This window comes from Myroides sp. C15-4, from assembly GCF_050522745.1.
Lineage (GTDB): Bacteria > Bacteroidota > Bacteroidia > Flavobacteriales > Flavobacteriaceae > Flavobacterium.
The window spans coordinates 57,653-71,702 of record NZ_JBMVQX010000002.1; the positions used below are offsets into that span (position 1 = coordinate 57,653).

Consider the following 14,050-nt stretch of genomic DNA (forward strand, 5'->3'; position numbering starts at 1 on the left):
TTTTTTATTTTTGTTGGGTGTGTGTTTAGATAGTTTGTTATTTTTGCGTCTTGAGAATTCGCTGAATAACCTGTACAATGATAAAAATTGCTTTGCTATTACTGGTTTTGTTGCTCGACTACCTTGGATATCGCTTTGGTCGGTCATATCTGTCGTCACAGGGTAAGACTAAAAAAACTAGTGGCCCTACATTTCGAAAAACATGGGCAGAGAAAAAAGCGAAACTCCAAGAAAAAACACAGCAGTTGGAAAAAGAAAGGAAGGAGGAAGAGGATGAATTTGACGATATTATCGATAAAGAAACCTTTAATTTTTTACTCATCGGCGCTACGGCTACTGTTTTGTTTTTGATTGTAGGATTCTTTACGGGAAATCCCCTTTATTTTTACTTGCTTATTTTCTTGATTACGACCATGGTTTACGTCTACTACAGTAAATTGCAATAAGGGCTAATTAAAAAAAGTTTACCCAATTAAGATGTGCACAAAGCGCTGTCTTACCTGGATAAACTTTTAAGTACAATTGCAGGAAGTTTATAAGCTCCCTGCACTATGTAGATGTAATGATTAGTTAGCTTATTATTGACGTGTTTCAAACACAACCTCTTCTAATACTCTGTCAGGAATGCTAGGATCAACATAGATTGGATCGAAATCGCTACTAGGATAGGGGATCATATTCATCACCGTAATTGGTTCTTGTGGTGTACCCGGATAGTTTTGTTTTAAAACGTTAATTCGATTGTTGATCCAGGCCATCGTATTTCTTCCTGTTTCTTTGTGTAGTATTTGCATCATTTGCGGACCACTTCCATAGTTTCTCAACTTTTTCCAAACAACAATTTCATAGTCATATTGTTTGAAATATTTATAAACCTGTTCTGTACGATCGCTTTCATTGGCAAAAGTCGTTGCTCCACCTGCCAATACAAGGGCAAGGGTAAAAAGTATTTTTTTCATAATTAAATGTTTTTGGTGTAATTGGTATTGTTAAAGTACTATCTATTTTTAGTTAAAAAAAACAGATTTTAAAACTTTAGCATAATGTACAGTTTTTCTGTACTTCAAAAAAAAGTACGTATGAAGAACAGGGCATTGAGGGAATATCCCTGTAAAATAAGAGATTGTTGTTTTTAATGAGATTAAATGACGATATGTTTGTGTTCTAAAAAAATACAAATGAGAAAAGGAAGATTTATGTTGCTGCTTTTTGGGGCACTTTTTTTAGGTTGTTCATCAGATGACCAAACATCAAATGCTGATGTAGAACAAGCGTATAGTTTTTATGTAGTAGCCAATCCTGGGCCTGCGACTTACAAAATCCGCTATGGTACATCAAGTAGCAATGGATTTGTGGCTGTACAAGATGTGGTGTGGGTAAAAGATACCCTTGTTAGTAGTAATACGTTTCACACAGGGACCTTAAAAACAAAAGAGCAGTTTGTTTTTGTAGAAGTGAGTACAGTAAAGAAACAAGAAGGATCTGATTTGATTTTTTCAATTGAGACACTTGTCAATGACAACCGACAAGGACACGTGATTAATGTAAAAGATAGCGGTCAGTTTTCTTTTAAAATAAAATAACAAAAGCCCCTAATTTTGGGGCTTTTCTATTTTTACTTCTATTTCTTTTACGGTATAAGAATAGTCAATTTCGCGGTAGAGGGTTTTTGTTTTTTCTGTTACTTCGTACATCATGGCTTTTATCGGGTAATGATCTTCGTTATAGGTATACTCAATGGTGTATTTTTCGTTTTCTGGACTTTTTAAATAGTTGAAGTTCGTTGAAAAATGGTAGGTTAAAGGAATGAAGTCCATTTCGTTAAATACAAAGCTGGTCATGTCGAAAGGCAAAAGCGTAAATGGATTTTTTCCTTCGTCATAGCCTATTTCCATGCTCAAGGTAAAAAAGCTCATTGATATCAGCTGATTTTTGTTGTTATACCCATACTCAAATTGAAGATTCATGGGAGTGATTGTCGAACGGATAAATTGGTCTTTATCGTTATAGGTGAAGGATTGATTGATAACTTGCCCTTCATCAACCAGGCGATTTGAGTCCAATCTGTTGTTTTTGTAGTGATAAACAAAGGACCTAAGGGAGGTGCCTTGGCGTTGGATGTCAAAGGTTTTTAATCGATTGTTTTCGTCTAATTCGAAGTGATAGTCCAATACATAGGTGTTGTTTACTTTTTCGTCTTTGTATTCGTTTACGGTATTGTTTAGGCGGGTCAACTGAAAGTCGTTCGTATACGAAAGGACAAAGTGATCTTGTTGGGATAAGGTAGAAGTCATTTCATAGGTTCCGTTGAGTTGGTGCTCCATATCAATGGTGTAGGACTTTGATTGAACGTCTGATACATAGTAGTGTTTTTCAATACGAGTAGTTGGTCCTTCAGTTGGAGGTTCAATGTAAGGGCGAGTGGAGTCATCTGAACTACAGCTAGCAAAAAGAGCAAACAAGCAAAGCATGCTCGCAGATTGTACAATTTTTTTCATAGTTAAATAGGTTTTAATAAAGTTAGTTGGAATGGATCGTTCCATTGCTATAAGCATAGACGCAGAAAAAAGAAAAAGGTTGGGAGGGAAGTGAAAAATAGTAAGGAGCTGTTGTTTTTACTAGAAAAGGCTGATATCGTTCAGAGAGTTGTAGATCTTGATAAAAAAGAGAAAAAAACTTTGTAAGCTAAGCTACTATCTATTAATTGATTAATAAAGTAAACGAAAAAAACATTGATTTTTTTGTTGATCCAGTTTGGTTTTACAGAATATCGTCTTATATTTGCACTCGCAATAAGCAATAAGGCCACGTGGCGCAACTGAATAGCGCATCTGATTACGGCTCAGAAGGTTGCAGGTTTGAATCCTGCCGTGGTCACGAGAATACAATGGCGATGTGGCGCAACTGAATAGCGCATCTGATTACGGCTCAGAAGGTTACAGGTTTGAATCCTGTCATCGTCACAACAAAGAAAACCCTACCACATTTGTGTAGGGTTTTTTTATGTAGTTTGGTCAGATATTGAATTCGAAACTTTGGATCAAGTACATCCTCTTGTTTTGTTTGAAAAAAACTGGTATTGAACTAGTTTTATAATAGTTATTCATTATTTAAGTATATTAGCTTATTCAGTGAATTTTTGTTACAGAACTCTTTTTTAAAATGAAAAATAAAAAAATAAATAAACTAATGCTTTGGTTGTTTATTGGGCTTTTGGTTTATTCAAGTATAACAGGTAATTCATTACTTTTTGTTTGCTTTATTTCTTTAGTTTTTATTATATATACAGTCTTTTACTTTTTGGATTTTATTCGTATTATCAGGAAAAATAAAAATGATTCATATGGTCAGCCATTATATAAAAACGAAACAGTACAATTACAACGTGTAGTTACTATAGATGACAACAAGCCTCCAATCTATACTGAGAAAGAATCAAAGAAATCACCCTTAATAAGAATTTCAATCTTACTTATAATTGTTTTTACTGTTTTTACTTTCGGTTCAAGAAAGAGAACAGGGGCAGTGTGTAGAGATGGAACATATAGTTATTCAGTTGGCTCAGGAACATGTTCGCATCATAATGGTGTTAGAGAATGGAGATACAAGTATTGGTGGGATTAAACCACTTATTTTGAGTGAGAAGAAAGATATTGAGTTTATTAATTTGGTATTTGCATAGTTGTTATAGTCAAGAGAATTTTTCGAAAAGTTTATACTTTTGTAAATAGATGGAAAGATAAAAAGCCAGTAGCTCCAACTACTGACTCTTAAATGGCTGTTTATTTATAGTGTTTTGATAAACATATATATAACAACATATATATAACAACAAATAGTACAAAACTCAAACCTAACAGGAACGTCTAAAGGTATTCGTTTTTGTTTTTTAGATCGTCTTGTCAATCATTTAAAAGAGTCTTCTTTTAGCTGTCTACATACTACTTGCGTGATGCGTCCATCGTGTGTCTATAGAAAAACCTAGTTTTAATAGAGACACGATGGACGCATAATGGAGTCACTATGGACACAGTACTTACCAAACTTTGTCAAAGGATATACAATATTCGATCATACGATACGGAAAGCAAAAAGTAAAAAATTACCTTTGTCGTGCAATCGTCGTGCAAATAGTGAGTGTTTAATGTTTAACGTATTGTTTTGTAGTTTTTTATGTTGCTATTTCGTAATCCTGCCGTGGTCAAAACTAAGAAGCTTCTATACAGTTGTATCGTTTTTGTTTATGTAATTTGGCCATTTTATGTAAAATATTTTATGTAATTATATAACGCCACCAAAGTAAAAACTACCTTTGTTGTGCAATCGTCGTGCAAGATTTTATCTACGACAATGAACAATTCGTTGCCTTATGATTTTTGATTACCTTCAATTTTGGTTTGCTGCAAATAACGAACACGGCACACATTCGCCTTTTGTATTTAATTTACTGACACGTGGACTCTATCCTTCGGATCGTCGTTGGAAAGGGCAATCGAGAAAACAGCAGTTTATTGATCGGTTGATTGTGTACTTTGAGCCGCAGCATATTGCCGTACTGGATAAACAGACAGTAAAGGCAAAAGCAGCGCAGGAGATGGTTGTGTTTCAACGCGAATCGACAACTCCCTATGATTGCCTTATTTTTAATGGTACAACGGCGGCAAACTGGCCGAGTATAGCTACGGTTATCCCTCATTTACACAACGATTCGCTTTGGATCATCGACCGAAGAAGGAAAGAAGCTTCCATCGAAAAATATTGGCAAGAAGTCGTGGCATCCGAAGAAATGATTGTAACTTTAGATTTCTATTATTTCGGAGTGGCTTTCAAGCGAAAAGAGCAATTGAAACAGCATTTTGAACTGCGTTTACAACCAGATCGCGTCTTCCGCTTGTTACGCGTGTAACAAAGTGGCCTTTTTAGACACTTATAAGAAAGAAAAAACAAAGAATATGTCTAAAGAATTAATTATTGATATCCAAGAGATTAAGCGCGATTTCAAAATGGGATCTGAGACGGTGAAAGTCTTGAAAGGGGTGGATTTACAAATCGAAAAGGGAGATTATGTCGCTTTGATGGGGCCTTCTGGATCGGGTAAATCGACGTTGATGAATATTTTAGGCTGTTTGGATACGCCTACTTCGGGCTATTATAGCTTAAATGGCAAAGATGTCAGTCGATTGGATGACGATCAATTGGCAGAAATTCGCAACAAAGACATTGGTTTTGTGTTTCAAACCTTCAACTTAATGCCGCGTACTACGGCGTTAGATAATGTGGCCTTGCCGATGATTTACGCGGGAAAATCCAAAGAGGAACGCAATCAACGGGCCTCTTCTGTGTTGAATATGGTGGGATTGGGCGATCGGATGGATCACCATCCGAATCAACTCTCTGGGGGGCAAAGACAACGTGTAGCAGTAGCTCGTGCTTTGGTCAATAATCCTTCGATTATCTTAGCCGATGAGCCGACGGGAAATTTAGATACGAAAACCTCGATCGAAATCATGGCGCTATTTGACGAAATTCACAGCAAGGGCAATACCGTTATTCTCGTAACTCATGAGGAAGATATAGCCGAACATGCCCATCGCATTATTCGATTACGCGATGGAGTGATCGAAAGTGATCAGCGAATAAAATAAAGAAAAGACACCGTATTTTATCTAAAGTATTGTATTTTGCTTGTTGGATCAAACAACGAATACAATGAAAATATACACTAAGACGGGCGATAATGGAAGCACGGCTTTATTTGGCGGAACGCGAGTGCCTAAAGATCACATCCGCATTGAAGCCTATGGCACAATAGACGAACTGAATTCCTACATAGGTATGATTCGCGATCAAGAGATTCCCTCCTTAGAAACGCAAACACTACTCGTGATACAGCATGATCTTTTTACACTGGGCGCTATGCTAGCCACGGATCCCCAAAAAGCGCGGTTAAAAAATGGACAAGAACGCCTAAATATTCCCAAAATAACGGCTGAAACAATTGATTTTTTAGAAGGTGAAATTGATCGCATGGAGCAGAATTTGCCACCCATGACGCATTTTATTTTACCTGGTGGACATGCAACTGTGTCATTCTGTCATATTGCGCGTTGTGTTTGTCGCAGAGCAGAGCGTTTGTCAGTGCAGTTGAACCGCGAAGAAGCTGTTGAACCGGAAATTTTAATGTATATCAACCGACTTTCTGACTATCTTTTTGTGTTGGCACGAAAGTTGACTTTTGATTTACAAGTGAAAGAAATGAAATGGATACCCGAAAAACAAGGGTAAACCCACTGAATATCGCGACTTTTTGCAGTGAAAAAAGTGAGACGTTCTTTAAACTTAGTGAAATACTATGAAAAAAGCTTGCTTATTTCATAATAAAATTTATTTTTGCAATAAAATTTAAAAAAGGTTAAGAGATGTATTGGACATTAGAATTAGCATCTTATTTAAGTGATGCTCCATGGCCTGCTACTAAAGATGAGTTGATAGATTATGCTATTAGAACAGGTGCGCCCCTTGAAGTAGTTGAAAACTTACAATCCATCGAAGATGAAGGAGAAATCTATGAATCTATGGAAGAAATATGGCCAGACTATCCTACGGACGAAGATTATCTTTGGAACGAGGATGAGTATTAATATAGGAAAAAGCCTTCTACAAGGCTTTTTTTTGTTTATTTTAGCAAGTAAAAAAGAGTAAAAAACATATAAACCTATGAGTCTTATAAATACCATATTAAAGGTTTTTGTCGGCGATAAATCGGAACGAGATATCAAGGAAATAAAGCCTCTAATTGAAAAAATTAAAACGTATGAATCGTCTTTGTCTGGTTTGTCGAATGACGAATTGAGAGCGAAGACCATCTTTTTCAAAGAGAAAATTCAACAATCTAGAGCCGGTCAAGATGCGAAAATCGCTTCGTACAAAGAAGAAATCGAGAAGACTCAAGATATCGATAAAAGAGAAGCTATTTACGCTAGTATTGATAGCTTAGAAAAAGAAGCGTATGACAATACGGAAAAAGTATTGTTGGACATTTTACCTGAAGCATTCGCTGTGGTAAAAGAAACAGCCAAACGTTTCAAAGAAAATGAAACGGTAGAAGTAACGGCTTCTGAAAAGGATATAGAGTTTGCTGATCACAAACCGTATGTAACCATTGTGGACGGAAAAGCCAATTGGGCGAATAAATGGTCCGCAGCTGGTAAAGAAGTAACTTGGGATATGATTCACTACGATGTTCAGTTAATTGGAGGTATCGTATTACACCAAGGGAAAATTGCCGAGATGCAAACAGGGGAAGGGAAAACCTTAGTGGCAACCTTGCCTTTATACTTGAATGCCTTGACAGGAAACGGCGTACACTTAGTAACCGTGAATGACTACCTTGCAAAAAGGGATAGCCAGTGGAAAGCACCTCTATTCGAATTCCACGGGATGACTGTAGATTGTATTGACAATCACCAACCAAACTCTGCCGGAAGAAGAGCTGCTTATGCTGCTGATATTACCTATGGAACAAATAACGAATTTGGTTTCGATTATTTGAGAGATAATATGGCACATACGCCAGAAGAATTGGTGCAACGTGTACACAACTATGCCATTGTCGATGAGGTCGATTCAGTATTAGTGGATGACGCCAGAACACCGTTGATCATCTCTGGTCCTGTTCCTCAAGGAGATCGCCATGAATTTAATGAGCTAAAACCAAAAGTGTCAAACTTAGTTGAGATTCAACGTAAGTTGGCAAATAACTTCTTGGCTGATGCTAGAAAATTAATCCGCGAAGGAAATACAAAAGAAGGTGGTTTCTTATTGTTAAGAGCCTACCGAAGCTTACCTAAAAATAAAGCCCTGATCAAATTCTTAAGTGAAGAAGGGGTAAAACAATTGCTTCAAAAAACAGAGAATCACTATATGCAAGACAACAACAGAGAAATGCATAAAGTGGATGAAGCGTTGTACTTCGTGATAGAAGAGAAGAACAATCAAGTGCAATTAACGGATAATGGAATCAAGTTTTTATCACAAGATACAGACGAGAACTTCTTCGTATTACCCGATATTGGAACTGAAGTTGCGCGTATTGAAAGCCAAAACTTATCAAGAGAAGAAGAGGCTATTGCCAAAGAGCGTTTATTCCAAGACTTTGGAGTGAAAAGCGAGCGTATTCACACGTTAAACCAGTTGTTGAAAGCGTACACGGTATTTGAAAAAGATACTGAATACGTGGTGATTGACAACAAGATTTTAATCGTGGATGAGCAAACAGGTCGTATTATGGATGGTCGTCGTTATTCTGACGGATTACATCAAGCGATTGAGGCAAAAGAAAATGTAAAAATCGAAGCAGCAACGCAAACCTTTGCAACGATTACCTTACAGAACTACTTCCGTATGTACAAGAAATTGGGAGGTATGACAGGTACGGCAATTACAGAAGCAGGGGAGTTCTTGCAAATCTATAAATTAGACGTTGTTGAAATTCCTACGAACAGAGGAATTGCACGTAAAGATAAAGAAGATAAAATTTACCGTTCGGTACGTGAAAAATACAAAGCCGTTATTGACGACGTAGTAGAGTTATCACAAGCAGGACGTCCGGTATTGATCGGTACAACGTCAGTTGAGATTTCAGAGTTATTGAGTAGATCGTTAAAAATGCGTGGGATTCAACACAACGTATTGAACGCGAAATTACACAAACAAGAGGCTCAGATTGTTGAAGAAGCTGGAAAACCAGGTATTGTGACTATTGCAACGAATATGGCAGGTCGTGGTACGGATATCAAGCTTTCTCAAGAAGTGAAAGACAAAGGAGGATTGGCTATTATTGGTACAGAACGCCACGATTCAAGACGTGTTGACCGTCAGTTAAGAGGTCGTGCAGGACGTCAAGGAGATCCAGGAAGCTCTCAATTCTACGTATCTTTAGAAGATAACTTAATGCGTTTATTCGGATCAGAGCGCGTAGCGAAGATCATGGATAGAATGGGGTTAGAAGAAGGGGAAGTGATCCAACACTCGATGATGACCAAATCAATCGAAAGAGCACAGAAAAAAGTAGAAGAAAACAACTTTGGTATTCGTAAACGTCTATTAGAATATGATGACGTAATGAACGCACAACGTGAGGTAATTTACAAACGTAGAAAACACGCGTTATTTGGAGATCGCCTTAAAGTGGATATCGCCAATATGATGTACGATTTGTGTGAGCGTATTAGCGAAACCAACAAGTTAGCGAATGACTTCAAAAACTTGGATATGGATATGATCCGCAATTTTGGTATCAATGATGTGATAACAGAAGATCAATTCAACAAAGACGACGTAGTTACGCTAGCGAATAGATTATACGAGAAAGCATTTGCAGCGTATCGCGAAAAAGGACAACGCAGTGCAACAGAAGCATTCAAAGTAATTAAGAATGTTTACGAAAATCAAGATAATAATTTCGAACGCATTGTGGTGCCGTTTACGGATGGGATGAAAACTATGAATGTGGTGACCAACTTAGAAACAGCCTACCAAACAGAAGGAATGAGCTTGATTGACGATTTCGAAAAGAACGTTGTATTATCCATTTTAGATGAGGCGTGGAAGAAACACCTTAGAAAAATGGACGAATTAAAACAGTCGGTTCAATTAGCCGTTCACGAACAAAAAGATCCGTTGTTGATCTATAAGTTTGAGGCATTCGAATTGTTTAAGAAAACAATCGCTGAAATGGATGCAGAAATAACGTCTTTCTTGACAAAAGCGGATCTACCGGTTCAGCCAGTACAAGAAGAAGTTAACGCATAATTTTAGCATATGCAATACAGTAAAGGGCTCTTATGACAAGAGCCTTTTTTTTATGGTAATTGGATGTTAAGACTTGCTTTTTGTCATCCAAACGCTTAATAAATTTGTATTTTTATAGAACAAATCAAAATTAGATTACTATGACCCTCTTTGGTAAACCATTTACAACAAAATACGGTACAGCCCCTTTCTCTCAGATAAAAATTACGGATTATAAACCTGCATTTGATCAAGCGATTGCGCAATCAAAAGCCGATATTGAGGCAATAATAGCCAATTCAGCTTCTCCAACTTTTGCTAATACAATAGAAGCCTTAGCCTTTTCGGGTATGGAATTGGATCGTTTGGCGAGTATTTTTTTCAACTTAAATTCAGCAGAAACCAATGATGAAATGCAGCAGATTGCGCAAGAAGTAGCGCCTTTGCTTTCGGAATTAGGAAATGATATTTTATTGAATGAAGCGTTATTTTTACGTGTCAAGGCGGTATACGATCAGTTAGATCAATTGGATTTGACTACAGAACAGCGCATGTTGTTGACGAAAAACTACAAAAACTTTGTGCGTAATGGGGCTTTGCTTTCTGATGAACAGAAAAATAAAGTAAGAGCGATTGATACGGAATTGGCGACTACTTCGTTGAAGTTCGGTGAAAATGTATTGGCAGAAACGCATAACTATCAATTGCACATTACCCAAGAAGAGGATTTAAAAGGCTTGCCTGAAGGCGCTATTGAAGAAGCTCATGCTTTGGCGAAACAAGAGAACAAAGTGGGGTGGATTTTTACCTTAGATTATCCGAGTTATATTCCCTTTATGACGTATGCTCAAAATAGAGCGTTGCGCAAGGAATTGGCTATCGCTGCGGGTACAAAAGCTTTTAAGGCGAATGAGTTTAACAATGAAGGGCATGTCTTAAAGATTGTCCAACTGAGACATGAACGTGCCAATATTTTGGGCTATGCTACCCATGCTGATTTTGTCTTGGAAGAACGCATGGCGCAATCACCTGTAAAAGTAAATACCTTTTTAAATGATTTACTCCAAAAGGCAAAACCTGCTGCAGATAAAGAGTTTGAGGAATTAACCGCTTTTGCTAAAAAGATAGATGGCATTGAACAATTGCAAAAATGGGATGGAAGTTACTATGCCGAAAAATTAAAACAAGAGCGTTTTAACTTAGACGATGAGGTGTTAAAGCCTTATTTTCAATTGGAAAATGTAGTAGATGGTGCTTTTCAAGTGGCAGCTAAATTATATGGATTAACGTTTACTGAAGTATTTGATATTGATACCTATCATGAAGAAGTACGTACGTTTGAAGTATTCGATGAAAAAGGAGCCTTTGTTGCTGTATTTTATACGGATTTCTTCCCGCGTAAAGGAAAGCGCAATGGTGCTTGGATGACTTCCTTCAAGAATCAATATGTGTTGAATGGAGTAAACGAACGACCTCATGTGTCTATTGTTTGTAACTTTACTAAACCAACGGCTACTAAGCCCTCTTTGCTGACGTTTAACGAAGTTACTACCTTGTTTCACGAGTTTGGGCATGCGTTGCACGGTATGCTGGCTAATACGGTCTATCCTGCTTTATCGGGCACGAATGTCTATTGGGATTTTGTTGAGTTGCCGAGTCAAGTTTTAGAAAACTGGTGCTATGAGAAAGAAACTTTGGCCTTGTTTGCAAAACACTATCAAACAGGTGAAGTCATTCCGATGGATTATGTCAACAAAATCAAAGAAAGCGCTTCCTTTTTAGAAGGGATGGCTACGGTACGTCAGTTGAGTTTCGGCCTGTTGGATATGGGATGGCATGGACAAGACCCTACTAAAATTACGAGTTTAAAAAGCTTTGAAGTGGAACAGTTTAAACTGACACAACAATATCCTGATGTGGCAGAAAATGCAATGAGTACGTCTTTTTCACATATTTTCCAAGGGGGATATTCAGCCGGATACTACAGCTATAAATGGGCAGAGGTATTGGATGCAGATGCATTTGCTTACTTTCAAGAAAAGGGTATTTTTAATAAAGAGGTCGCAACAGCATTTAAAGACTGTATTTTATCTCAAGGCGGAACGGATCATCCGATGACGTTGTACAAAAAATTTAGAGGACATGAACCTACACCAGAAGCTTTATTGCGAAGAGCAGGTTTATTAGCATAAAATGAAAAAGAGTTCCAATTTAATTTGGAACTCTTTTTTTTACACTTAACAACATCACTTTTCTTTTTTCAACTTATCTTCTCATCCACAAGGGATTTTATCTTTACTTTTTGGTGGTAGTTAAAAGCAAAATACTTGTAATTTAACTAGCGGATTACCTTTTTAGGTTAAATTTATAATTCAAATATAATTAAAAACTAATTTATTAACAAATAAAAAAAGAAAAAATCATCTATTTTGAACTGAATCTTTTTTTTGTTGAGGAATTAATATAAAAATTAGGGAAAAATATTTGATAATTAAATAAAACATTCTTCTGAGTAAATATATGTATCAACAGTACTAGGTAATTCTTTCGCTTTTTCCAGTTCTTCTTGCAGGAAAAGCAAGGATTCTTCTTGATTTTCTGCTGGGTTAGTTTTTAAATCTGCTATTTCGTCCTGTAAGTGGGTTATGTTTTTTTGTTTACTCTCCTTTAAGATTTGTTCAGCTAGCTGTATCATACCATTAAAAGTTAAACCATTCACTTTTTTGCAGTAGACCGCATGCCATTTATCAAAGTCAATTTCGTCTTCTTCTGTATAAAGATCTAGGGTTTCTGCTACGTGATTAGAAACGATTTGAATGGCTTTTTGTAAGCGCAATTGATCAGGTTCATTGAGCATGTTTAACATTTTTTCTTCTGAACTAGCATAGTGTTCAGGCGTTGTTCCGATCAACTTTAAATCTTCCTGTGCTGTAGGGGGAACGGATTTCTCAGTAGAGGGAGAAGCTGTTGCCGAAATGTCTGATGATGCAGGTGTTTTTGCATCGGTATTCTTTGGTGTACATCCCCAAGTGCACAGGGTGCACAGCCCTAAAACTAAGCTTATAGTGCTCATTTTAGCGATTGTTTTATGCATATATTTTATTTACAAAAATAGAATAAATCACAAATTGAGAAAATATTTCAATAAAAAAAGGTGTTGCTCAGCAACACCTTTTGGTAATTAATTCCAAGTTCCAAATTTTCCAGTATTAAAATCGTCAAATGCTTGTAGTAATTCTTCTTGTGTGTTCATGACAAAAGGACCATAGTGGGCAATCGGTTCTTTGATTGGAAGACCAGCTAAGACCAATACAACGGCATCCTCCATGACTTCTACGGTAAACTGTTCTCCATCATGTGCCATCACTGCAACGTGATCTTGTCGAACCTCTCTGCCATTGACATTGATGGTGCCTTCTAGGACTAACAACAAGGTGTTGTACTCCATAGGGAAGTCATAGGTTACTTTTGCGCGCGTTTTGGCTTTTAAGTTAGACATATGAATGGGAGTAAAGGTGGTTGCAGGCCCTTTTGCTCCTTTGTATTCACCAGCTATTACTTCTATGAAACCCAGTTGATCTTCCAGCGGATATTGTGCCATCTGTGCTTGCTCAATCGCTTGGTATTTAGGTGCTCCTTTTTTAGCTGCTGCAGGTAGATTTACCCAAAGCTGTACCATTTGAAATTCACCTCCTGTTTTGCTCCATTCAGTTTCGTGAAATTCTTTGTGCAAGACGCCAGAAGCAGCAGTCATCCACTGTACGTCTCCCTCACCTATAATTCCTCCACCTCCGCTACTATCCCCGTGTTCTACACGTCCTTTGTAAGCAATGGTTACCGTTTCGAACCCCTTGTGTGGATGTACCCCCACTCCACGTGGTATTTCACTCGGTCCAAAGTGGTATTTTGAATTGTAGTCAAACATGATAAAGGGATCCATACGTTGCATGCTCATTCCAGCTATACCTGGAATAAAATTGTGTACTCTAAAACCATCTCCTACAAAATGTGCAGGTCTTGGTGCTGCGATTTGTTCAATATTTTTTGTTTTCATCTCTATTTTATTTATACTCAAAGTTACTACCATATTGCTGGAAAAGCACTTAATCTAAAATAAGAAAGGTGAGTGGGGAATGGAGAATGGAGAGTGGTGAGTGGTAAGTGGTGGTAAGTGGTAAGTGGTAAGTGGTGAGTGGTAAGTGGTGAGTGGTGAGTGGTGAGTGGTAAGTGGTGAGTGGTAAGTGGTAAGTGGTAAGTG

Annotated in this window: 12 protein-coding genes, 2 tRNA genes and 1 pseudogene; 11 read left to right on the top strand and 4 right to left on the bottom strand. The window is 37.3% G+C overall.

The window, feature by feature from the left end; genetic code table 11:
• Window positions 1–77: 77 nt before the first annotated feature.
• Entirely contained in the window at window positions 78–446 is a 369-nt protein-coding gene (locus ACPDHL_RS01335; RefSeq protein ID WP_430531006.1) for a hypothetical protein, read from the top strand.
• A gap of 132 nt (window positions 447–578) precedes the next feature.
• Here ACPDHL_RS01335 and ACPDHL_RS01340 read toward each other — a convergent pair whose 3' ends face one another.
• Complete coding sequence (locus tag ACPDHL_RS01340; RefSeq protein WP_430531007.1) at window positions 579–959, bottom strand: hypothetical protein; 381 nt, start codon at window positions 957–959, stop codon at window positions 579–581.
• Between the two features lie 219 nt (window positions 960–1,178).
• Between ACPDHL_RS01340 and ACPDHL_RS01345 the strand changes: the two genes are divergently transcribed.
• Window positions 1,179–1,583 (top strand): hypothetical protein, encoded by a 405-nt coding sequence (locus tag ACPDHL_RS01345; protein ID WP_430531008.1) that lies wholly within the window; start codon window positions 1,179–1,181, stop codon window positions 1,581–1,583.
• 9 nt (window positions 1,584–1,592) lie between these two features.
• On the opposite strand, the gene ACPDHL_RS01350 is transcribed toward ACPDHL_RS01345, so the two are convergent.
• Window positions 1,593–2,498: a hypothetical protein gene (locus ACPDHL_RS01350; RefSeq protein ID WP_430531009.1), complete on the bottom strand. Its 906-nt coding sequence runs from the start codon at window positions 2,496–2,498 to the stop codon at window positions 1,593–1,595.
• A gap of 305 nt (window positions 2,499–2,803) precedes the next feature.
• Between ACPDHL_RS01350 and ACPDHL_RS01355 the strand changes: the two genes are divergently transcribed.
• The 9 genes and pseudogenes from ACPDHL_RS01355 to ACPDHL_RS01395 all read left to right on the top strand — a co-directional run bounded on the left by ACPDHL_RS01355 (window position 2,804) and on the right by ACPDHL_RS01395 (window position 11,984).
• Window positions 2,804–2,877 (top strand) — tRNA-Arg (locus ACPDHL_RS01355).
• Between the two features lie 12 nt (window positions 2,878–2,889).
• Window positions 2,890–2,963, top strand: a tRNA-Arg gene (locus tag ACPDHL_RS01360).
• A gap of 199 nt (window positions 2,964–3,162) precedes the next feature.
• Window positions 3,163–3,624, top strand: a complete 462-nt coding sequence (locus ACPDHL_RS01365; protein ID WP_430531010.1) for a DUF3761 domain-containing protein — start codon at window positions 3,163–3,165, stop codon at window positions 3,622–3,624.
• A 745-nt stretch (window positions 3,625–4,369) separates the two neighbouring features.
• Window positions 4,370–4,906: a hypothetical protein gene (locus ACPDHL_RS01370; RefSeq protein ID WP_430531011.1), complete on the top strand. Its 537-nt coding sequence runs from the start codon at window positions 4,370–4,372 to the stop codon at window positions 4,904–4,906.
• Between the two features lie 46 nt (window positions 4,907–4,952).
• A complete protein-coding gene (locus ACPDHL_RS01375; protein ID WP_430531012.1) occupies window positions 4,953–5,645 on the top strand; it encodes an ABC transporter ATP-binding protein in 693 nt (230 codons plus the stop codon).
• Between the two features lie 64 nt (window positions 5,646–5,709).
• Complete coding sequence (locus ACPDHL_RS01380) at window positions 5,710–6,285, top strand: cob(I)yrinic acid a,c-diamide adenosyltransferase (RefSeq protein ID WP_430531013.1); 576 nt, start codon at window positions 5,710–5,712, stop codon at window positions 6,283–6,285.
• 134 nt (window positions 6,286–6,419) lie between these two features.
• Complete coding sequence (locus ACPDHL_RS01385) at window positions 6,420–6,641, top strand: DUF2795 domain-containing protein (RefSeq protein ID WP_002986941.1); 222 nt, start codon at window positions 6,420–6,422, stop codon at window positions 6,639–6,641.
• Between the two features lie 76 nt (window positions 6,642–6,717).
• A pseudogene (gene secA, locus ACPDHL_RS01390) lies at window positions 6,718–9,786 on the top strand (preprotein translocase subunit SecA); the annotation flags it as partial.
• 167 nt (window positions 9,787–9,953) lie between these two features.
• Complete coding sequence (locus tag ACPDHL_RS01395; RefSeq protein ID WP_430531014.1) at window positions 9,954–11,984, top strand: M3 family metallopeptidase; 2,031 nt, start codon at window positions 9,954–9,956, stop codon at window positions 11,982–11,984.
• 299 nt (window positions 11,985–12,283) lie between these two features.
• Here ACPDHL_RS01395 and ACPDHL_RS01400 read toward each other — a convergent pair whose 3' ends face one another.
• Together ACPDHL_RS01400 and ACPDHL_RS01405 are read right to left on the bottom strand one after the other, a co-directional pair.
• Window positions 12,284–12,865 (bottom strand): hypothetical protein, encoded by a 582-nt coding sequence (locus ACPDHL_RS01400; protein WP_430531015.1) that lies wholly within the window; start codon window positions 12,863–12,865, stop codon window positions 12,284–12,286.
• Window positions 12,866–12,973: 108 nt separating this feature from the next.
• Window positions 12,974–13,846 (bottom strand): pirin family protein, encoded by an 873-nt coding sequence (locus ACPDHL_RS01405; RefSeq protein ID WP_430531016.1) that lies wholly within the window; start codon window positions 13,844–13,846, stop codon window positions 12,974–12,976.
• Window positions 13,847–14,050 lie beyond the last annotated feature (204 nt).

What these genes read in the sequence shown, in the direction of transcription:
- ACPDHL_RS01335 (WP_430531006.1), top strand. Translation starts at nt 78, where the DNA reads ATGATAAAAATTGCTTTGCTATTACTGGTTTTGTTGCTCGACTACCTT.
- ACPDHL_RS01340 (WP_430531007.1), bottom strand. Translation starts at nt 959, where the DNA reads ATGAAAAAAATACTTTTTACCCTTGCCCTTGTATTGGCAGGTGGAGCA.
- ACPDHL_RS01345 (WP_430531008.1), top strand. Translation starts at nt 1,179, where the DNA reads ATGAGAAAAGGAAGATTTATGTTGCTGCTTTTTGGGGCACTTTTTTTA.
- ACPDHL_RS01350 (WP_430531009.1), bottom strand. Translation starts at nt 2,498, where the DNA reads ATGAAAAAAATTGTACAATCTGCGAGCATGCTTTGCTTGTTTGCTCTT.
- ACPDHL_RS01365 (WP_430531010.1), top strand. Translation starts at nt 3,163, where the DNA reads ATGAAAAATAAAAAAATAAATAAACTAATGCTTTGGTTGTTTATTGGG.
- ACPDHL_RS01370 (WP_430531011.1), top strand. Translation starts at nt 4,370, where the DNA reads ATGATTTTTGATTACCTTCAATTTTGGTTTGCTGCAAATAACGAACAC.
- ACPDHL_RS01375 (WP_430531012.1), top strand. Translation starts at nt 4,953, where the DNA reads ATGTCTAAAGAATTAATTATTGATATCCAAGAGATTAAGCGCGATTTC.
- ACPDHL_RS01380 (WP_430531013.1), top strand. Translation starts at nt 5,710, where the DNA reads ATGAAAATATACACTAAGACGGGCGATAATGGAAGCACGGCTTTATTT.
- ACPDHL_RS01385 (WP_002986941.1), top strand. Translation starts at nt 6,420, where the DNA reads ATGTATTGGACATTAGAATTAGCATCTTATTTAAGTGATGCTCCATGG.
- ACPDHL_RS01395 (WP_430531014.1), top strand. Translation starts at nt 9,954, where the DNA reads ATGACCCTCTTTGGTAAACCATTTACAACAAAATACGGTACAGCCCCT.
- ACPDHL_RS01400 (WP_430531015.1), bottom strand. Translation starts at nt 12,865, where the DNA reads ATGAGCACTATAAGCTTAGTTTTAGGGCTGTGCACCCTGTGCACTTGG.
- ACPDHL_RS01405 (WP_430531016.1), bottom strand. Translation starts at nt 13,846, where the DNA reads ATGAAAACAAAAAATATTGAACAAATCGCAGCACCAAGACCTGCACAT.